Here is a 19,467-nt window from a genome sequence, read left to right on the forward strand (position 1 = left end):
CCATGCTGTTCAACTCCTACGCTTTCATCTTCGTCTTCCTGCCCGTCACTGCGCTGGGCTTCTTCCTGCTCGGCGCCCGCTCGGCCCGCTTGGCGGCCGGCTGGCTGGCGCTCGCCTCACTGTTTTTCTATGGCTACTGGTCGCCGGTCTATGTGTTGCTGCTGCTGGCATCCATAGGCTTCAATTTCCTGGCCGGCCGAAGACTGGCCGATTTGGCCGGCAGCACCGCCGGCAAACGCCTGCTCACCGGCGCGATTGCCGCCAACCTGGGCCTGTTGGGCTACTACAAATACGCCAACTTTTTCGTCGATAACTTCAACGCCTTGTTCGGCTCCGATGTGCTGCTGGGGCAAATCGTGCTGCCGCTGGGGATCTCCTTCTTCACTTTCACGCAGATCGCCTTCCTGGTCGACGCCTACCGTGGCGAGGCGAAGGAATACCGCTTCGTGCACTACGTGCTGTTCGTGACCTATTTCCCGCACCTGATCGCGGGGCCGGTTCTGCACCACAAGGAGATGATGCCGCAGTTCGCCCAAGCGGCCACCTACCGGCCCAGCCACGAAAGCCTGGCGGTCGGCATCACGCTGTTTTCCATGGGCTTGTTCAAAAAAGTGGTCTTGGCAGACAACGTGGCCGTCTACGTCGCGCCGGTCTTCGATGCCGCCGCGCACGGCACGTCGCTGAGCTTTTTCGATGCTTGGGGCGGCGCGCTCGCCTACACCCTGCAGCTTTATTTCGACTTTTCCGGCTATTCCGACATGGCCATAGGCCTGTCCCGGCTGTTCGGCATACGCCTGCCTTTGAATTTCGACTCGCCCTATCGCGCGGAAAACATCATCGACTTCTGGCGCCGCTGGCACATGACGCTGTCGCGCTTTTTACGCGACTATCTCTACATCCCGCTGGGCGGCAGTCGCAAGGGGCCGGTCCGGCGCTATCTGAACCTGATGGTCACCATGCTGCTGGGCGGGCTGTGGCACGGCGCCGGCTGGACCTATGTGATCTGGGGCGGGCTGCACGGGTTTTACCTGATGGTCAACCACGCCTGGCGCGGCCTGAAAGAAACCTGCGGCTGGGTCACCGACCGGCCGGGCCGGCTCGCCCGCTTGGGATCGCATACGCTGACCTTCGCCGCCGTCGTGGTGGCTTGGGTCTTCTTCCGTGCTCAGGACACTGCTGCCGCATTCAAAGTGCTCGGCGCCATGACAGGCCTGGACGGCATACCCGTTCCGTCCTCCCTGCTCGCGCACGTCCCAACCGGGTGGACCTACCCGCACTTCTACGCCGGCGGCACCGGCGATTTCTTCCAATGGCCCGAACAGCCGCTTTGGATCGCCGCTCTACTCCTATTGGCCCTGCTATTCCCCAACACGCAAACGGTGATGAGCCGTTATCGGCCGGCCCTGGGGCACGGTGACGACGTGCAGCCGAACGCGAGCCTGCGCTGGCGGCCGGCCTACGGCTGGCTGGCCTTGATCGCGGCCATGGATTTCACAACTCTCGCCCAACTCGACCGGGTTAGCGAGTTTCTCTACTTCCAGTTTTAGCCTTCGTATTTACACCGGCTGGTAATCGGATACGCCATCCCCAAGGGCGGATGCCGGCAGGCGATCCGCCAGCCAAGGTACGGAATGGATACGCGCGCCCGTCAGCGTAAACCCGGCAAGTCCGGCTACGATGTCGTGCGCCGCTTCCCAGTTTGGTGGGACCCGAAGAGACGGTTCCGCCCTAGGTTGCTTTAGCCAAACACCGTTCTTCCCCCGTCCACCGCCAATATCTGGCCGGTGACATAGGGTGCCTGGTCGATGAAGAAGCGGACGGCGAGGGCGATGTCGCGGGGGGCGCCGGGGCGCTGCAGGGGAATGCGGGCGAGGATGTCGGCCTGTTTTCCTTCATCCATGTCGTGTTCCGGCCAGAGGATCGCGCCGGGAGCGACGCCGTTGACGCGGATTTCCGGGGCCAGTTCTTTGGCCAGCGATTTGGTCATCGCCGCGAGGGCGGCTTTGGCCAGGCTGTAGACCGGGTAGTCTTTCAGGCCGCGCTCGGCGTGGATGTCGATGAGGTTGACGATGACGCCCTTGCGGTCGCGCAGATGGAGTGCTGCGGCCTGGCTCAGGAAAAACGGCGCTTTCAGATTGCTGCCCAGCAACTCGTCCCATTGGGTTTCGCTGACGGTACCGAGCGGGGTCGGGAAAAAGCTCGACGCGTTGTTCACCAGCGCGTCCAGTCCGCCCCAGCGGCCCACCGCCGCCTCGACCAGTGCCGGCAGTGAGGCAATGTTTACCAAGTCGGCCTGCAAGGGCATTGCCGAGTTTCGGCGCATACGGTTCAGCTCTTCGGCCAAGGCCTCGGCTTCGTCGCGCGAGCGGCCGTAGTGCAGGATGAGGTTGTGGCCCGCCGCGTGCAGTTCGCAGGCGATGGCCGCGCCTATGCGGCGGGCGGCACCGGTGATGAGGATGTTTTTCGGCGGCATGATGTCGGTGAGGTGTGAGGTGTGAGGTGTGAGGTGTGAGGTGTCGAGTGTTAACCGGCGCGTCGTGATGTTCAACTACATCAAACTCCTCGCTCCTGACATCTCACTTCTCACGCTTCAGATCAAGCCGTGTTCGGCGAAGGAATAGCCGTTTTCGCCATCGCCGACGATGAAGTGATCGAGCACCCGGATGTCCACCAGCCCCAGGGCCTGCTTGAGCCGCTGGGTCAGAAGACGGTCGGCCTCGCTGGGTTCGGAAATGCCGGAAGGGTGGTTGTGGGCGAAGATCACGGCGGCCGCATTGTGATTCAGACAGAGCTTCACCACTTCACGGGGATAAACGCTGGCGCCGTCCAGGGTGCCGCGAAACAATTCCTCGAAGTGCAGGATGCGGTGCTGGTTGTCCAACAATAAACAGGCGAAGACTTCGTGCCCGTAACCGCGCAACCGGGCGATCAGGTAGCGGCGGGTGAGCTCCGGGCTGGTCAGCGCGTCGGCATGTTGCAACTCCTCCCGCAAATGGCGCCGGGCCATTTCCAACACGGCCTGAAGTTGCGCGTATTTGGCCATGCCCAAACCGTGGCTGCGGCTGAAGCGCTCGAAATCGGCCTCCAGCAAGGCACGCAGGGAGCCATACTCGGCTATCAACTCGCGGGCGAGATCGACGGCGGTCTTACCCTTGACGCCGATACGCAGGAAGATGGCCAGCAATTCGGCATCGGAGAGCGCGCCCGGACCGCGCTCCAACAGTTTCTCGCGTGGCCGCTCGGCGTCCGGCCAGTCCGTGATGGGCATCGTGCACCTCCCGATGGATATCCTGAGGCCTAGGATAGAGGCCCGCCCACCATCTTTCCAGCCAACAGGACAGACACGTCTATGCTTGCTTCCGAGCTGGGAAAATCATTGACCGCTCCGGGGCTTTGCCTGTATAGACACTGCGGGCCGCCTTCGAAGCATCGAGCGCAGATCAACCATTCCTTCCATCCGACCATGAGATAACCGACACACCCAGCCCGCGTTCCCGCACCCTGCCGGCGGGACTCTTTGCGTTCGACCGCAGCTCTTCATCCACAACAATACGCCTCGCGACGCGCGGGGTTCGCCAACAGTGAGGAGGAGATAGTCTTATGAGAATAGGAGTACCCAAAGAGATACACGCGGGAGAAAAGCGTGTCGCGACCACCCCCGAGGTGGCGGAGAAACTCCAGAAGCTGGGCTTTACCGTGGCCGTGGAAAGCGGCGCCGGCGAGGCCGCCAACTTTTCCGACGAGGCCTACCGGCAAGCCGGCGTGGAAATCGTCCCGGACGCGGCCGACTTGTGGGCCTCGTCCGACATCGTGCTCAAGGTCCGATCCCCCGAACTCGAAAGCGGCGAAGTCGAACGGCTGCGTGTAGGCGGTACCCTCATCAGCTTTGTCTGGCCGGCGCAAAACCCGGCCTTGCTGGAAGCCTTTACGGCCCGCAAGGCCACGGTGCTGGCCATGGACAGCGTGCCGCGCATCTCCCGCGCGCAAAAGCTCGATGCCTTGAGCTCCATGGCCAATATCGCCGGCTATCGCGCGGTGATCGAGGCCGCCCATTATTTCGGCCGCTTCTTCACCGGCCAGATCACCGCCGCCGGCAAGGTGCCGCCGGCCAAGGTCTTCGTCATCGGCTGCGGCGTGGCCGGTTTGGCGGCGCTGGGTGCCGCCAACGGTCTGGGTGCCATCGTCCGCGCCTGCGACACCCGGCCCGAGGTGAAAGACCAGGTGAAATCCATGGGCGCGGAATGGGTGGAGCCGGATTATCAGGAAGAAGGCACCGGCGTCGGCGGCTACGCCAAGGTGATGAGCGAGGCTTATCAAAAGGCGCAGGCCGAGATGATCGCCAAGCAGTGCAAGGACGTGGACATCGTCATCACCACCGCTTTGATACCCGGTAAACCCTCGCCCAAGCTGATCAGCGCCGAGATGGTCGCTTCCATGAAGCCCGGCAGCGTGATCGTCGACCTGGCCGCCGAGCAAGGCGGCAACTGTGCGCTGTGTGCGCCCGGCGAAGTGGTGGTGCGCGAGGGCGTCACCATCATCGGCTATACCGACCTGCCCAGCCGATTGTCGAAACAGTCGAGCACCCTGTACGCGACCAATCTTCTGCATCTGCTGGAAGAGTTGTGCAAGACCAAGGACGGGGTGATCGACGTCAACTTCGACGACGAGGTGATACGCGGCGCGACCGTGGTGAAGGAAGGCAGCATCAGCTGGCCGCCACCGGCACCCAAGCTGTCCGCCGCTCCGGCCGCGGCGCCCAAGGCCGCCACGCCGGCCCCGATCGCCAAGCCCGAAAAGAAGCCCCTACTGCCGGCCTGGCTCAAGACTTCGCTTTCTTTGGGCATCGCCGCCCTGGCCTTCATCGGGCTGGGTATCTCCGCCCCACCGGTCTTCCTCTCCCATTTCACCGTCTTCGTGCTGGCCTGCTTCGTCGGCTACATGGTGATCTGGAACGTGACGCCCGCCCTGCATACGCCGCTGATGTCGGTCACCAATGCCATCAGTTCCATCATCGCGATCGGCGCCTTGATCCAGGTGTCGTCGCCCGGCGCCATCCTGACCGGCCTGGCCGCCGTGGCCATCGGCCTGACCGCCGTCAACATGGCGGGCGGCTTCTGGGTGACCCAACGCATGCTGCGCATGTTCCGCAAATAAGGCTGGAGATAACAACAATGTCGGAAGGATTAATCACCGTTTCATACATCGTCGCGACCGTCTTGTTCATCCTCAGCCTGGGCGGGCTTTCCAACCCGGAAACGGCGCGGCGCGGCAACTTATACGGCATCGTCGGCATGACCCTGGCCATCCTGGCCACCGTGCTGGGGCCCAAGGTCCACAGCTATGTACCCGTCATCATCGCGATGGCCATCGGCGGTTCCGTCGGCGTGTTCGCCGCCATCAAGGTCAAGATGACCGAGATGCCCGAACTGGTTGCCCTCATGCACAGCCTGGTCGGTCTGGCCGCCGTATTGGTGGGCTATGCCAACTACATCGACCCCACGGCGCATTTCGAAGGTGCGGAATACACCGTACACGAGCTGGAGATCTATATCGGCATCCTGATCGGGGCCGTCACCTTTTCCGGATCGGTCATCGCATTCGGCAAGCTGTCGGCCAAGATCAGCGGCAAGCCGATGCTGCTACCCGGCCGTCATTTCCTCAACCTGGCCGGGCTGATAGGCGTGATCGTCATCGCCAAGCTTTATCTCGGCGTCGAACCGGGGCCCGCGGGCATCATCTGGCTGCTGGCCATGACGGGCATCGCCCTGGCCTTCGGCATCCACATGGTGATGGCCATAGGCGGGGCAGACATGCCGGTGGTGGTGTCCATGCTCAACAGCTATTCGGGATGGGCGGCCTCGGCCACCGGCTTCATGCTGAGCAACGATTTGCTCATCGTGGTCGGCGCGCTGGTCGGCTCCTCGGGCGCGATCCTCTCCTACATCATGTGCCGGGCGATGAACCGCAACTTCGTCAGCGTCATCGCCGGCGGCTTCGGCACCGAAGGTGGCAAACCGGCCGTTGCGGGCGCGGAACCGGTGGGCGAAGTGTCGCCCATCTCGGCGGAGGAAACGGCCGAACTGCTGCGCGAGGCCAGGCACGTCATCATCGTGCCCGGCTACGGCATGGCGGTGGCCCAGGCCCAGCACACGGTGTTCGAGATCACCAAAGTCCTGCGCGAGCGCAATGTGGGCGTGCGCTTCGGCATCCATCCCGTGGCCGGACGCATGCCCGGCCACATGAACGTGCTGCTCGCCGAAGCCCGAGTCCCTTACGACATCGTGATGGAAATGGACGAAATCAACGAGGACTTTCCGGAAACCGACGTGGCCATGGTCATAGGCGCCAACGACATCGTCAACCCGGCGGCGCAGGAAGATCCCAACAGTCCCATCGCCGGCATGCCGGTGCTGGAAGTCTGGAAGGCCAAGACTTCCATCGTGATGAAGCGCTCCATGGCCTCGGGCTACGCCGGCGTCGACAATCCGCTGTTCTACAAGGACAACAACCGCATGCTGTTCGGCGACGCCAAGAAGATGTTGGACGAAGTGCTGACCCACTTGAAGGCTTGAGCGTATCGTGCGACGGGCGGTGAGCCTCCGCCGCCCGTCGCCGATGGGTGGCGGGCGATGGAACATGGGATAATCTCGCCCGTATTCTTCTCAAGCCCAAGGTCCGCAGCAGACTTCCTTCCGGGGTGGGCGGAAATCCAATCAAATTCGATGCAGAGGTAACGAGTGCTCAAGAAATCTTTTTATGTTGCGACCTGGGGACTGGCCGCCGCGATGACCGCCGGAGCGGCGCAGGCGGACGGTTTCCGGACTTATCTGTCCATCGTAGGTTCGTCTTCGCTGGCGCCGTTCTCGGAAGCGGTGTCGGACCGCATCACCAAATCCGGCAAGATCAAGCAGCCCAAGCTGGAATCCACCGGCACCGGTGGCGGCTTCGCCTTGTTTTGTGAAGGCGTGGGCATGGAACATCCCGACGTCGTCAACGCGGGCCGGCGCATCCACGCCAAGGAGCTCGACGCCTGTCAGCGCAACGGGGTGGGGAATGTGGTCGAAATCAAGATCGGCTATGACGGTGTCGTACTGGCGGACGCGCAAAAAGGCGCGGCTCTGACCGAACTGTCGCGCAAGGATCTTTATCTGGCCCTGGCCAAGCAGATCATCGACCCGAATTGCAAGGACAAGTGCGACACGCTGGTGCCCAATCCCTACAAGACCTGGAAACAGGTCAATCCCGCCCTGCCGGACAGCAAGATCGAAGTCTACGGGCCTCCGGTCAGCGCCAGTATCCGCGACACCTACGGCGACCTCGTGATGGGGACGGGCTGTGCCGCCTATCCGCAGATCGCCAAGCAGTCGCGTAGCGAGGCGGAATTCAAGCGCCTTTGCTACAGCGTGCGCGAGGACGGGGCCTATATCGAGGACACCGACGAGAACCGGGCGGGCGCCGTGCTCACCAATCCCAATGCTGTCGGCTTGTTCACCTATACCTGGCTGAAACGTCATTCCGAGCGGCTGAAACCCCTGAGTATCGAAGGCGTCGTGCCTACGGACGATAGCATCGTCAGTCAACGCTATCCCATCGCGAGCGGCATGTATTTCTATGTCAAGAAGGCACATGTCGAGCGGGTGCCAGGTTTGCCGCAATACCTGGCCGAATTCACCGGCGACAAGGCCTGGGGCGACAAAGGCTATCTGCTCGCGGCCGGCCTGATCCCCATGCCCAAGGAAGAGCGCGCGCGCTATGCCGCGGATGCCAAGGCGCTGACGCCGCTCCTGTCACTGGATCCGGCGGTCCAAGCGGCACAACCCAAACCCGTGCTACCCGAGGAGCCGGCCCGGCCCGTCAAACCCGCCCAGCCGGCCAAGGCGGCCAAGCCGTCCCAACCGACTAAGTCGACAAAACCGGCCAAGGCCGCCAAATAAGCCGCATCGCTTAAGGCGCCAGTACCAGCCAGCGTAGGATGTGCCGAATAACGTGAGGCGCATCGATCGCGATCGATGCGCTTCGCTATCGCTCAGCACATCCTGCATGGGTTATGGGACCCGCCGACTCTCAGGGCACGAGCACCAGCTTGCCGCTCGTGTGCCCGCCCTCGATCAGGACGTGCGCCCGGGCGGCCTCTTCCAGCGGCAAAACCCGGCTCAGGTGGATGCGCAACTGGCTCTGGTCCAGCCAGCGGCCGCACTGTTCCAGGATCTCCACCTGGTGCAGCCGGGCGTCTTCCAAATCGCGCAGTAGGGGCAGCAGCATCAGTTCGAATCCGATGCGCAGGTTGCGCGTGCGCGCCTCGCCCAAGGGCGTGTCGCCGATGTCCAGCAGGGTGACGATGTCACCGTAGGGCGCGGTGCATTCGATGCTGCGGCGGAACACCTCCGGGCCCACGGTATCGAATACCAGGTCGGCTCCGCGGCCTCCGGTCAGATCGTTGACCGCCGCGACGAAATCCTCATTCTTGTAGTCGATCGCCTCGTCGGCGCCCCACTGCGTAGCCAGCTCGGCTTTCTCCGCCGAACCCACGGTGGCGATGACGCGCGCGCCGCGCAGCTTGGCCAACTGGACGGCGACATGACCGACGCCGCCGGCACCGGCGTGGATCAAGACCGTTTGTCCGGACCGGAGCCGGCCCCGGTCGTACAGCGCCCCCCAGGCCGTGATCAGCACCAGCGGGCCCGCCGCGGCCTGCTCGAAGCTCAGCGATTTGGGCATGGGCGCGGCCCAGCGGGCGTCCAGCACGGTGTATTCGGCGTAATTGCCGGGCTCGCGCCCCAGGCCGCCATGGCAATACCAGACTTTGTCGCCGACCTTGAAACGGTTCACCGCCGCACCGGTTTCCACCACCACCCCGGCCCCGTCTAAGCCCAGCACGGCCGGCAGGGCGCCGTCGTAAAACACGCCGCGCCGCCTCAGCTTGGTATCGACGGGATTGACGCCGGCCGCCTTGATTTGAACCTTGATCTGGCCGGGATCGGCGATGGACGGTTCGGGCAGCTCGGCCAGTTGCAATAGTTCGGGCTCGCCCGGCCTGGTCATGAGTATGGCTTTCATGGATTGCTCGTTCAGCGGAGGGAAGAAAGGCTGGGGCGTTGTCCAACCGGCGGTCGGCGCACGCCGCTGAAGCGCTGCCCCCAATAGGGCTGCGCCAGGCTGGAAACCATCACCCGGCCGGTACGGCTGCTGGGCGCGTGGATGAAACGGTCCTCGCCGACATAAAGGCCGACGTGGTTGAAAGCCCGGCCTTCCGTATCGAAAAAGACCAGGTCGCCGGGCCGGCGCCGGGCCGGCTCGACCTCGGGAAGGGCATAGGCCATCTCCCGTACCGTGCGCGGCAGGACGATGCCGTACTCCCGGTAAACATGGGCGATGAATCCGCTGCAATCGAAGCCCTCCTGCGGGCTGTCCTTGCCGGGGCGGTAGGGCGCGCCTTGCAGGCTCAGGGCGTAGTTCACCACAGCCGGAGTCGATTCTCCCCGGCTGGCTGGCTTGTAGGCTGGACCCGACGCGCAACCGGCCAGGCCCAGGAGCAGGATCAACAGCAAGCAGCGATGCGCGAGGCTCATGAGTGAGTCCACCTTGGTCGGTCCCGGATCGAGGAGCCGATATCATAGAGCAGCCCGGGATTTCCCGTCAGCCTTTGCACATCGCGTAGTCTGCGGCGCTGCGGCCGTGGCCTCGCTAGCACTCCAGGTTTTTTCTTGAATCGACCGCAAGCGGTGAAAACCGAAGGTCGCGGTCTCCCTTCTTATGGGTTCACTTCGATCACGATCTTGCCGAAATGGCCCGCGTTTTTCAGGTGGGTGTAAGCCTCGCGCGCCTGCCGGAACGGAAAGACGCGGTCGACCACCGGATGTATTTCGGCCACGCTCACGAACCGGTTGAGATCTTCGAACATGCTGCGGCTGCCGACGAAGATGCCGGACAGGCGCTTGGCGCCGCCGATCAGCGCGAAAGGATTGAGTTCGCCGCCGAAGCCGCTGAGGCCGCCGATGATGGCGATCGTGCCGCCCATCCGGGCGCTGGCGATCGAACGCGCCAGCGTCCCCTTGCCGCCGACTTCCAGCACCAGGTCGACCCCGCGCCCTTCGGTCAGGCGCAAGACTTCCTCCTGCCACTCGGGTGTGGTCCGGTAGTTGATCGTCGCCGAGGCACCGAGACGACGCGCGCGCTCCAGCTTTTCGTCGCTGGATGAGGTGATGATGGTGTACAGACCCGCCGCCTTGGCCAATTGCAGGGCCCAGACCGACACGCCGCCGGTGCCCAGCAGCAACACGCTGTCTCCGGGCCGGAGTCCGCCTTCGACGAACAGCGCATTCCAGGCCGTGACGCCGGCACAGGGCAGGGTGGCGGCTTCCGTATAACTGAGATGTGCCGGTATCGAGACCAGGGCGTCTTCGTGCAGTACCACTGCTTCGGCCAGCATGCCGTCCCGGGCCCCGCCGAGTGCGCCCACGGAGTTTTGCACGGTGGGTGCGCCCTGGATCCATTCCGGAAAAAACGAGGCTGCGACACGGTCGCCCACGCGAAACCGGCTCACTCGCGCGCCGACGGCGACGACTTCCCCCGCGCCGTCGGAACAGGGAACCACAGGCGCCTCGCCCGCGCTGAGATATTTCCCGTCCGCGATCATCAGGTCGCGAAAATTGAGCGATACGGCGTGCACACGCACCTGTACTTCGTGATCGGCCGGGGCGGCAAGGCTGCGTTCAACCTGTTCCAGCCCGGCAATCTGTTGTCCCGATTTGATTTGATAAGCCTGCATTTCCATCTCCTTTTAGTTAACAAAACATCTGTGCTTGCAGTGGCCGTCGGCGCAACGATCGACATCGTCGTCGTGCTCGCGTCGACATGGGCGGTTATGATATCGGAGCCACGCGGTCCGCAGTGGCGGAATTAGTTAACAACTCTGTAGCGTGTATGGAACCAATCCATGAGTGATCGCTTAAACGGCATCAGCGCGTTTGTCGAAGCGGTGGAGGCCGGCAGTTTCGCACTGGCGGCACAACGCATGCGGCTGACCCGCTCGGCGGTGGGCAAGAGTATCGCGCGGCTGGAGCAGCGCCTGGGGGTGCGGCTGTTCCATCGGACGACGCGCAGCCAGAGCCTGACGGAAGAAGGGCAGGCGTATTACGAACGCTGCGTGCGCGCCCTGGCGGAACTGGATGCCGGCGCATCGGCGCTGGACAGCGGCAAGCGCGAGCCCGCCGGATGTTTGCGCGTCACCGCGCCCGTGCTGTTCGGCCGCCATTGCGTCGCGCCGGTGTTTCTCGCCCTGGGGCGCCGCTACCCGCGACTGAAGATGGAAATGTCCTTCAACGACCGCGTCGTCGATCTGGTGGACGAAGGCTACGACTTGGCCGTGCGCATAGGCAAGCTGCCCGACAGCGGCAGCCTGGTCGCGCGACGCCTGGGCGCCCAGCGCATGGTGATTTGCGCCGCACCGTCTTACCTGGCCGAACACGGAAAACCGGCCGGCACGGATGATCTTTCCCGCCATGTGGGCATCGCCTATGGCCGCTCGGGCCGCGTCTCGCCTTGGCGCATCAGCGACGGTGCGGGCCGGATCGTCGAGCTCCGGGCCGATATCCGCTTCGTGTTCGACGATCTGCAGGCGATCGCCGATGCCGCCATGGCAGGACTGGGTCTGGCCTGGCTGCCTTGCTGGCTGATGGCGCAGCATGCGCGGGCCGGTCAACTGGAGATCGTGATGGGCTGCGACAGCCTGCCGGCGACGGAAATTCACGTCGTGTGGCCGCAATCGCATTATTTGCCGACCAAGACGCGGGCCGCGATCGATGCGCTGGTGGCCGAGATACCCGGCATGGTCGGGCAATTCGAACAGGCCTAGATCTAAGCGCTGCCGTCCGCCGTCCATTGCCGGCGGTAGTCGCCGTAGGCGTAGGATTTCATCTCGCGCACGGCCTCGCCGTCCCAGGCGTAGATCGTCGGCAGATTGTGGCCGTTGAAGCGGTGGGCCTTGATCAGGCTGTAGGCGCCGACGTGGCGGAACACCACCCGCTCCCCGAGTTCCGGAGGGCGCTCGAAGCGGAACTCGCCGAACACATCGCCCGCCAAACAGGTGCAGCCGGCGAGGATCACCGGCATGCCCTGCTCGGGCTCGGGTTCGTCCAGCTCGGGCCGCTTCTGGTATTCGAACACCTCGGGCAGGTGATTGATGCTGGTATCCAGCACGGCGACGATGCGCCCGTCGCTTTCGAACCGGTCGATGACGCTGGCGACCAGATAGCCGGCGCGCCCGACCAGTGCGTTACCCGGCTCGAAAAAGACCTCCAGGCCGTAGTTTGCCCGCAGCCGCCGGGCAATCTCGCCCAACTCGGCCAGATCCTCCGCGCTGTCGAACACATAACCGCCGCCCAGGTTGAGCCATTCCACGCCTTGCAGCACCGGTGCCAGCGCTTCCTCGATGTGGGCGACGGTCAGCCGCAGCGGCGCGAATCCGCGGACGCCGAAGGCCGTATGCACGTGCAGTCCTTTCAGCACGGAGCGGAAAGCGGCATGGTCCTGCCAGAGCGCGGCCGTCTCGGCGAGGTCGGCGCCCAGCTTGGAGTGCGGGCGGCAGGGGTCGTAGCGCAGGTCGCCGGCGAACGAGAGCTTGGGATTAAGCCGGATGCCCGCGCGGACAGAGGAGGGCAGGGCGGGCTGCAGGCGTTGAAACTGATTCAAGGAGTTGAAGGCGACATAGCCGCACAGGCTGCCGATTTCTTCGATCTCGTCGGGGCGCAAGCCCGGCGTGGCGATGTGCAGGCTGCCCCGGCCGGCTTCGGCCGCCAGTTTGGCTTCGTACAGGGAGCTGACGGAAAAGCCCTGGAGCCAGGGCGCGAGCAGGCGCAACAGGGGCAGGAAGGGAAAGGCCTTGACCGAATAAAGCATGCGGCAGCCGCTGGCTTCGTGGGCCTGGCGCAACCGTCCGGCCTGCCTGAGGATCAGGCTTTCGTCATAGAGGAATGCGGGAGTGGCGGGGACGAGGCGGCCGGGACGGCAAGACATGGGCAGAGGGCGAGGACGAAAAGGGGCGCTCACTCGCCGTGACTGTGCTGTACCAGCCAATCGGCCCAGTTGAGGATGGTCTTCAGCCTGGGGGCCAGCAGGGCGTGGGCCTGATCGTAATTCAGCCAGCGGAACTCTTCGTGCTCGGGCCGGCCCAGGGTGGGATTGATGGGCAGATACACCTCGCCCTCGCGCGATTCGGCCAGGTAGTAGCGCGCCACCTTGCCGAAACCGTAGGGCGCGGTTTCCTGGTAGCCCTTGCCCCAGCGGAAGTCCAAAGCCTCCAGCCCGGTTTCTTCGCCCACCTCGCGTATGGCGGCGTCAAACGGATCTTCCCCTGCTTCCACCACGCCCTTGGGAAAATCCCAGTAACTGAATGCGCGCAGCAGCAGATAACGCGGCTCCGGCGGCTCGTCGCGCACGATCACGGCTCCTGCCGACAGGGTCAGTTGTTTCATCAGCGGGCCTCCATGGTGGTCGACATGGAGGCCATTCTAACCGACCCCGGCGGCGGCCGCCTTAAGCCAGGCGGAGGTGCAAGGGACTCTGGCGCGGAAAATGGGCTTTCAGAAACTCCATCTGATCACTCAACACCCGCCGGCCCTGCAGATAAACATATTCGGCATGAGTGGGCACGAAGGGTATCGCCAACAACTGCATGCCGGCCTGTTCGGGCGTGCGGCCGGCCTTGTGGTTGTTGCACCGCTTGCAGGCGGTCACTACGTTGCTCCAGGCATCCGCCCCGCCCTGGCTGAGCGGCGTGATATGATCGCGGGAGAGGTCACGGTGCAGGAAGCGTTGTCCGCAATAGAGGCAGAGGTGGTTGTCGCGGCGGAACAGGGCCGGATTGCCGAGCGGCGGAAGATAACCGCTGGCGGCTTTGTACCCTCCGCCGTGATGGCTATGGGTGGCCAATATGGAGTTGACCTCGATCAGGCTCCGCTTGCCGGTACGGGCGTTGATTCCGCCGCGCAGGGTAAACAAAGTGCTACCGCAGGTATAAGCGACCAACTCCAGATGGTAGAGTTTGGCGGCCTCCTGGTAGCCGATCCATTCCAGCGGCATGCCGGAAGCATCGGTACGCAGTACCTGTAGACGATCGATCTCCATGGTTCCTCCGTTAAGCTTGCTAAGGTTTCATCTCATGCGTGCGGGTAAGCGATTGATTCGGTTCGAGCGGGGTCTGCGCACAGTGTATAGAAATGCCGTGTCAAGTAAAATTTTCTGTCCTCTCTGCCCGCTCCCTTTTTCGTTGGCTTATGTAAGTCACTGATACTGCGATGCCTGGCCCGATTGCGACTTGGCCTGCAGAAAATCCCGGGAGTCCGGACGGAGAGCGATTCCGGTCGTTTGTCATGGCATTTCCCACAGACTTATCCACAGGCCCAGGCCATTGTTCGCCCCTTATATGACATACGATTTACACACCCACTCGACCGCTTCCGACGGAGCCTATACCCCGACTGAACTGGTCAGGCGGGCCGCCGAAGCGGGCGTGGGCCATCTGGCCTTGAGCGATCACGACTGCACCGACGGCCTGGCCGAAGCGGAGCGGGCCGCCTCCCTCTACGGCCTTAGACTGATCCCCGCCGTGGAAGTGTCCGTCAGTTGGCAGGGCAAGTCGGTGCACATCGTCGGTCTCAACATCTCCGCCGCCTGCGCGAGCTTGCAGACCGGCCTGCAAGGCTTGCAGGCCACCCGCCGGGAACGCGCCTTGGAAATGGGGAAGCGGCTGGCCAAGGAGGGCATACCCGGCGCGTACGAGGCGGCTTATCTGCTTGCCGGCGACGGCATGATCACGCGCACCCATTTCGCCCACTTCCTGGTGACGCAAGGATTGTCGCCCAGTGTCAAGGACGTGTTCGGGCGCTATCTCACCCCCGGCAAGCCGGGTTACGTGTCCACCGAATGGGCCGGCCTGGAAGCCGCCGTGAGCTGGATACGCGAGGCGGGCGGCATCGCCGCGGTGGCCCATCCGCAGCGCTACAAGATGACCGGAAGCTGGCTGCGGCGCTTGTTCGCTGAATTCAAGGAGGCCGGGGGCGAAGCGATGGAAGTGATTTCCGGTACCTCGTCGCCCAACGACATCCAGACCATGGCCCAGCATGCCAAGCGCTTCGGGCTGCTGGCCTCGCTGGGCTCCGATTTCCACAGCCCCGAGCACAGCTGGCTCAAGCTGGGCAAACTGCCGCCGCTGCCCGAGGGGCTGACGCCGGTCTGGAGCCGCTGGCATGCCTGAAACCTCCCGTTGCGCCTGGGCCGTCCGCACGGACGAAGAGCGCTGCTATCACGACGAGGAATGGGGGAGGCCGCTGCACGACGAGCGGAAATTATTCGAATTCCTCATCCTGGAAGGCGCGCAGGCGGGTCTGAGCTGGCTGACGGTGCTGCGCAAGCGGGAGCGCTATCGGGAAGTCTTCGACGGCTTCGATCCGGAAGCGGTCGCGCGCTACGATGCCGAAAAGACGGCCATGCTGCTGGCCGATCCGGGCCTGATCCGCAACCGCCTGAAGATCGAGGCGGCGGTCGACAACGCCCGCGCCTATCTCCGGGTACAGGAAACGTACGGCAGTTTCGACGCCTATCTGTGGCGCTACGTCGACGGCCAGCCCATACAGAACGCCTGGCAGGATTACAAGGAGGCGCCCGCCGCCACGGCGGTTTCGACCGCCTTGAGCAAGGACTTGCGCAAGCGCGGATTCCGCTTCGTCGGGCCGACCATTTGTTATGCCTACATGCAGGCGGTCGGGCTGGTCAACGACCATGCCGTTGGTTGTTTCCGCTGGCATGAGCTGGGCGGCGGCCGGGAAGAACTTCCCGCATAACCCCCTCGCCGCGTCCGTGTCGGGGGGCAATCACCGCGAACCTCGTCCGGCGCGTGAGTAGTACCGCTCGATGCCGAGACCATGGGCTCAGCGCTCGGGCCAGTGCCAGGGCGGGGCGTCCAGCCGACCTTGCCCTTCGATGTGCGTTTCGCCGAGATCCTTGTAAAGCCGGATCGGTTCGCTCTGTTTGCATGGCTCCAACGCGGCGATCAAGCGCGTGGAGTGGGAAACGACCAGGATCTGGGAGCGCTCGCTCGCGTTCTCGATCAGCCTGGCCAGGGCAGGCATGAGATCGGGGTGCAAACTGGTTTCCGGCTCGTTCAGCACCATCAGCTCGGGAGGCCGGGGCGTCAGCAGCGCCGCGATCCATAACAAATACCGTAGCGTCCCGTCGGAAAGCTCGGCCTGGCTCAAGGGCCGCAACAAGCCGTGCTGGCGGAACTCGATGCCGAAGCGGCCGTCCTTCACCGTCACTTCGATACGCGCACCGGGAAAAGCGTCTTCCACCGCTTCATCGAGCCTTGCGCCATCGCCGATCTCGCGCAGGGTCTGCAAGGCGGCCGCGACGTCCCGCCCGTCGTGGCTCAACGCCGGCGTCCGCGTGCCGACCTGGATTTGCCGCGCCGGCGCATCGGTGTCGGCGCGGAAATGGTCGTAGAAACGCCAGGAGCGGATGGACTCCCGTAGCAGCAGCACTTCCGGGGCGATCCGCGGATCGGCGACGTGGGTGAGCAGGCTGTCGTAGGCCGGCACGTGCTGCGCGATGACGTCCCAGCGTCCGCGCTCGCCGCGCGTGCTGACGATGGCGCCGTGGCGCTCGACGACGGCGTTCGCCTTGCGCAAGACCGCACCGTGCCAGATGCATTCGCGCTTGATTTCGGGATCGAGACCGAAAGAACCGAACGGCGGAGAGGGCAAGCCGAAATCGACCGCGTAACTCAAATCATCGCCCGCAAACCCCATGCGCAGATGCACCCGCTCCCGGCGCGGGCCGCCCTGGACGGGATGCTCGCCACGGCGGACGGATTTGGCGAATGACTCGGGCCCGGCCCACAGTACGGACGGCAGGCCGCCCTCCCGTGCGATGGAAGCCACTGCGCCGCCGAGCGCTGTTTCGCTCAACAGCCGGAAGGCGCGATAAAGATTGGACTTGCCGCAGCCGTTGGCCCCGGTGATGACGTTGAGTTGACCCAGCGGAACGACCAGTTCCCGCAAGGAGCGGTAATTGGCGATGGCGAGCGTGTGGAGCATCCTGCGTTACCCGTTTTGGCCTGAATTTGCGCCGATTATGGCACGCGCCCGCCTCGGACGGCCTCATTCCCGGCGCGGCGGCGGCCAGACCGGGGCCGGCGCGAGGTTGCAGTGAATTTCCCCAATGTGCGCCCTCGCGCCGTTGACTCGGGCGGCACCTTGCCTCAACCATTAGGCATCCCATTACGGCCACCCTCATGAACGCCGAAATCAATCCCCGCCCCCTGGACTTGGTGCAGACCGATCCCGCGCTCGGCATCCTCCGTTTGGCGGCCTTGTCTGCCGGTCCCGACGGCAAGCTGGATGACGAGACGCTGGATCTGATTTTCGAACGCGTCGAAGCCGGCGTTTTCGCCGCCATGGACCCTGCCGCCGCATGGCCGGAACTGGTCCTGGGACTTATGGGCCGTACACCGTCGAACATGTTCCGTGCCCTCTACTCGTCCGGCGCGCTGCACGAGGTGTTGCCGGAAGTGGCGGGCGTGTTCGGTGTCCCGCAAATCGCGGACGACCCGCCGCAAGTCGATATCGGCCAGCATCTGCTGCGCGTGCTGGACGAGGCCGCCCGTTGCGACGCGCCGCTGCCGGTGCGTTTCGCCGCGCTGGTGATGCATGCCGGCAAGTCGGATTCGCCCCCCGAACACCTGCCCGTCCATTATCGCCACATCGAGCGCGGCCGTCCGCGCATCGAGGCGCTGTGCGAACGCTTCGGCGTGCCCGGGGAATGCCGCGACCTGGCCCTGCTGGCGCTCGCGGAATGCGAACGGGTGCACCGGGTGTCGCAAGTGCGCGCCGGGCCGGTCGCCGCGCTGCTGGAGCGCGTGGGAGCCTTCGACCGGCCGGAGTGCTTCGAACAGTTGATGATCCTGTGCACGTGCGACTACCGGGCCTACGGCCAGCGTCCCACCCAGGACTATCCCAAGGCCGCCTTGTTGGGCACCGCCTTGCAGGCTTGCGCAAGCATCGACGAAGCCGGGTTGTCATCCGGCCGCAGTGCCGCCGAAGCCGCGGAAAGCGTGCTGACCGCCCGCGCCACGGCGATCGCCGTCGCGTTCCGTTCGGAGCGCTGGTCGGGCGGAGCGGAATAAGCCGGCCGGCGGGAGCCCCGCTGCCCGGCCATGCGACGATGAAAAGCTACATCCCCGAACTCAGCGAAGTGCGCATGGTCAACCGGGCGCCGGACAGGCCGGTCGATTTTGGCGCCGATGGCGACTACATCCTTTCCTGTTTCAAAGACGTCGAACGGAGTTTCGCGCTCGACGCCTTCCCCGGACTCGCGGCGCAGCGGATACCGGCCCGCGCCCTGATCAAACAGCTCATCGTCTGGTGGCGCACTCTCGAACCGGCCGATGAAGCCCAGCGGGACGCCTATGGCCGCCTGCCGGGTGCCATCCGGCTCATCGACACCATTTCCTCCTGGCTGGAGGAACGCGCGGGCCACGATACCGCCGATTGAGCGCGGATCCAGGCCCGCCTTTCGCCCGCTGCGGTCCGGGCGTCGCCCGCTGCGGTCCGGGCGATTCCTTCAGGCTGGCTTCTTGTCGCTATGGCCTAGGCTGCGGCCGGGTGCGATGTGATCGCGGACCCGTTGCTTCAGTTCGGTGATCTCCGGAAAACGCCCCTCTTCCTTGCGCGACCAGACCAGGACGTCGTTCGCCCGGACCTCGAATATGCCCCCCGTGCCCGGCTTCAGGGCAAGTTCGGAAATCTCCTGGTCGAAGGTGGTCAACAATTCCTGCGCCATCCAGGCCGCGCGCAGCAGCCAGCGGCATTGATTGCAGTAAAGGATTTCGATGCGGTTGTTCATGGCGTAGCGCTTGGAGGGGTTGTTCGAGCAGCCAGGATTTCGGCTTCGGCCGAGTTTTCGGCACGCGCTTTCAAGGCCTGATTCATCGCGACGAAGCCTGCCCTGACGCCGGTTTCGAGGCCGGATTGCGCCCATCCTACCAGGAGGCCGGAGAAGCGTTCTCCGTGAACCAGGCGGACGCCGCCGTCTCCCGTGGCGCATAGCCTGAAAAAATGCTCGCCGTCGAAAACGCCGGGCAAAACGAGTCTCCCGCGCCAGCGCAATTCCTCGTTCGGCGCGACGATCCGCACCGTGGGCCGAAAACTCATGGCCTTGCCGCCGGGCGGCCTAATGCTGACCTTAAGCCGGCTACCGGCGACGGGTTCGCCTTCGATGGCGGTAATGAACGGATTCCACAGGGGATAGGAAGGGAAGTCGGTCAGCGTCGACCACACGCGTTGCGGCGCGGCGTGGATCTCTATTTCCGTGATCAGTTCGAGCATGCGGACAGGGGATATAGGGTGGGCGAGCGTCTCATCCTAAGCGATTATCGCCAGCGCGTCTCCCGCAGACGGTCAGTCTCGCCCTCAC

At 64.3% G+C, this 19,467-nt stretch carries 20 protein-coding genes; 9 read left to right on the forward strand and 11 right to left on the reverse strand.

The genetic code is table 11. The annotated features are described in order from the left end of the window. Positions 1-2: 2 nt before the first annotated feature. A complete protein-coding gene (locus JWZ97_RS17470) occupies positions 3-1,547 on the forward strand; it encodes an MBOAT family protein (protein WP_205431781.1) in 1,545 nt (514 codons plus the stop codon). Positions 1,548-1,738: 191 nt separating this feature from the next. Here the strand turns inward: JWZ97_RS17470 and JWZ97_RS17475 are convergent, their stop codons facing one another. Further along, positions 1,739-2,548 carry a pteridine reductase gene (locus JWZ97_RS17475; protein ID WP_371822533.1) on the reverse strand — a complete coding sequence of 270 codons (810 nt, stop codon included), beginning with the start codon at positions 2,546-2,548 and terminating at the stop codon, positions 1,739-1,741. Positions 2,549-2,590: 42 nt separating this feature from the next. Continuing rightward, positions 2,591-3,268, reverse strand: coding sequence for a DNA repair protein RadC (gene radC / locus JWZ97_RS17480; RefSeq protein ID WP_205431782.1), 678 nt, complete (start codon positions 3,266-3,268; stop codon positions 2,591-2,593). 332 nt (positions 3,269-3,600) lie between these two features. Here radC and JWZ97_RS17485 point away from each other — a divergent pair, with 332 nt between their 5' ends. From JWZ97_RS17485 to JWZ97_RS17495, 3 genes are all read left to right on the forward strand, one after another. Then, positions 3,601-5,154: a Re/Si-specific NAD(P)(+) transhydrogenase subunit alpha gene (locus JWZ97_RS17485; protein WP_205431791.1), complete on the forward strand. Its 1,554-nt coding sequence runs from the start codon at positions 3,601-3,603 to the stop codon at positions 5,152-5,154. 17 nt (positions 5,155-5,171) lie between these two features. Then, on the forward strand, positions 5,172-6,572 hold the full coding sequence (pntB, locus tag JWZ97_RS17490) for a Re/Si-specific NAD(P)(+) transhydrogenase subunit beta (RefSeq protein ID WP_205431794.1): 1,401 nt from the start codon (positions 5,172-5,174) through the stop codon (positions 6,570-6,572). A gap of 165 nt (positions 6,573-6,737) precedes the next feature. Beyond that, positions 6,738-7,934 carry a substrate-binding domain-containing protein gene (locus JWZ97_RS17495; protein WP_240342387.1) on the forward strand — a complete coding sequence of 399 codons (1,197 nt, stop codon included), beginning with the start codon at positions 6,738-6,740 and terminating at the stop codon, positions 7,932-7,934. A gap of 130 nt (positions 7,935-8,064) precedes the next feature. Here JWZ97_RS17495 and JWZ97_RS17500 read toward each other — a convergent pair whose 3' ends face one another. The 3 genes from JWZ97_RS17500 to JWZ97_RS17510 all read right to left on the reverse strand — a co-directional run bounded on the left by JWZ97_RS17500 (position 8,065) and on the right by JWZ97_RS17510 (position 10,768). Continuing rightward, the gene (locus JWZ97_RS17500; protein WP_205431796.1) at positions 8,065-9,057 is read right to left on the reverse strand and encodes a zinc-dependent alcohol dehydrogenase family protein; all 993 of its coding nucleotides are present in this window, start codon (positions 9,055-9,057) and stop codon (positions 8,065-8,067) included. Between the two features lie 11 nt (positions 9,058-9,068). After that, a complete protein-coding gene (locus tag JWZ97_RS17505) occupies positions 9,069-9,569 on the reverse strand; it encodes a C40 family peptidase (RefSeq protein WP_205431797.1) in 501 nt (166 codons plus the stop codon). 182 nt (positions 9,570-9,751) lie between these two features. Next, entirely contained in the window at positions 9,752-10,768 is a 1,017-nt protein-coding gene (locus tag JWZ97_RS17510; protein WP_205431799.1) for an NAD(P)-dependent alcohol dehydrogenase, read from the reverse strand. Between the two features lie 168 nt (positions 10,769-10,936). Between JWZ97_RS17510 and JWZ97_RS17515 the strand changes: the two genes are divergently transcribed. Beyond that, positions 10,937-11,854 (forward strand): LysR family transcriptional regulator, encoded by a 918-nt coding sequence (locus JWZ97_RS17515; RefSeq protein ID WP_205431800.1) that lies wholly within the window; start codon positions 10,937-10,939, stop codon positions 11,852-11,854. 2 nt (positions 11,855-11,856) lie between these two features. Here JWZ97_RS17515 and JWZ97_RS17520 read toward each other — a convergent pair whose 3' ends face one another. The 3 genes from JWZ97_RS17520 to JWZ97_RS17530 all read right to left on the reverse strand — a co-directional run bounded on the left by JWZ97_RS17520 (position 11,857) and on the right by JWZ97_RS17530 (position 14,124). Continuing rightward, a complete protein-coding gene (locus tag JWZ97_RS17520; protein ID WP_205431801.1) occupies positions 11,857-13,014 on the reverse strand; it encodes a carboxynorspermidine decarboxylase in 1,158 nt (385 codons plus the stop codon). 29 nt (positions 13,015-13,043) lie between these two features. Next, positions 13,044-13,472: a bis(5'-nucleosyl)-tetraphosphatase gene (locus JWZ97_RS17525; protein ID WP_205431802.1), complete on the reverse strand. Its 429-nt coding sequence runs from the start codon at positions 13,470-13,472 to the stop codon at positions 13,044-13,046. A 61-nt stretch (positions 13,473-13,533) separates the two neighbouring features. Continuing rightward, positions 13,534-14,124, reverse strand: a complete 591-nt coding sequence (locus JWZ97_RS17530) for an HNH endonuclease (RefSeq protein ID WP_205431804.1) — start codon at positions 14,122-14,124, stop codon at positions 13,534-13,536. A gap of 298 nt (positions 14,125-14,422) precedes the next feature. Between JWZ97_RS17530 and JWZ97_RS17535 the strand changes: the two genes are divergently transcribed. Together JWZ97_RS17535 and JWZ97_RS17540 are read left to right on the forward strand one after the other, a co-directional pair. Beyond that, positions 14,423-15,253 carry a PHP domain-containing protein gene (locus JWZ97_RS17535; protein WP_205431805.1) on the forward strand — a complete coding sequence of 277 codons (831 nt, stop codon included), beginning with the start codon at positions 14,423-14,425 and terminating at the stop codon, positions 15,251-15,253. Further along, a complete protein-coding gene (locus JWZ97_RS17540; RefSeq protein ID WP_205431807.1) occupies positions 15,246-15,839 on the forward strand; it encodes a DNA-3-methyladenine glycosylase I in 594 nt (197 codons plus the stop codon). The genes JWZ97_RS17535 and JWZ97_RS17540 overlap by 8 nt, the downstream gene beginning before the upstream one ends. A gap of 87 nt (positions 15,840-15,926) precedes the next feature. On the opposite strand, the gene JWZ97_RS17545 is transcribed toward JWZ97_RS17540, so the two are convergent. Then, positions 15,927-17,090: an AAA family ATPase gene (locus JWZ97_RS17545; RefSeq protein WP_205431808.1), complete on the reverse strand. Its 1,164-nt coding sequence runs from the start codon at positions 17,088-17,090 to the stop codon at positions 15,927-15,929. A gap of 197 nt (positions 17,091-17,287) precedes the next feature. Here JWZ97_RS17545 and JWZ97_RS17550 point away from each other — a divergent pair, with 197 nt between their 5' ends. Next, a complete protein-coding gene (locus JWZ97_RS17550; RefSeq protein WP_205431812.1) occupies positions 17,288-18,178 on the forward strand; it encodes a tRNA nucleotidyltransferase in 891 nt (296 codons plus the stop codon). A 38-nt stretch (positions 18,179-18,216) separates the two neighbouring features. Continuing rightward, positions 18,217-18,546 carry a hypothetical protein gene (locus JWZ97_RS17555; RefSeq protein ID WP_205431813.1) on the forward strand — a complete coding sequence of 110 codons (330 nt, stop codon included), beginning with the start codon at positions 18,217-18,219 and terminating at the stop codon, positions 18,544-18,546. 69 nt (positions 18,547-18,615) lie between these two features. Here the strand turns inward: JWZ97_RS17555 and JWZ97_RS17560 are convergent, their stop codons facing one another. Together JWZ97_RS17560 and JWZ97_RS17565 are read right to left on the reverse strand one after the other, a co-directional pair. After that, positions 18,616-18,897, reverse strand: coding sequence for a SelT/SelW/SelH family protein (locus JWZ97_RS17560; RefSeq protein ID WP_205431814.1), 282 nt, complete (start codon positions 18,895-18,897; stop codon positions 18,616-18,618). Further along, a complete protein-coding gene (locus tag JWZ97_RS17565; RefSeq protein WP_205431815.1) occupies positions 18,894-19,379 on the reverse strand; it encodes an SRPBCC domain-containing protein in 486 nt (161 codons plus the stop codon). Before JWZ97_RS17565 ends, JWZ97_RS17560 begins: the two co-directional genes overlap by 4 nt. Positions 19,380-19,467: the final 88 nt, after the last annotated feature.

It is taken from the genome of Methylococcus sp. EFPC2, from assembly GCF_016925495.1.
Lineage (GTDB): Bacteria > Pseudomonadota > Gammaproteobacteria > Methylococcales > Methylococcaceae > EFPC2.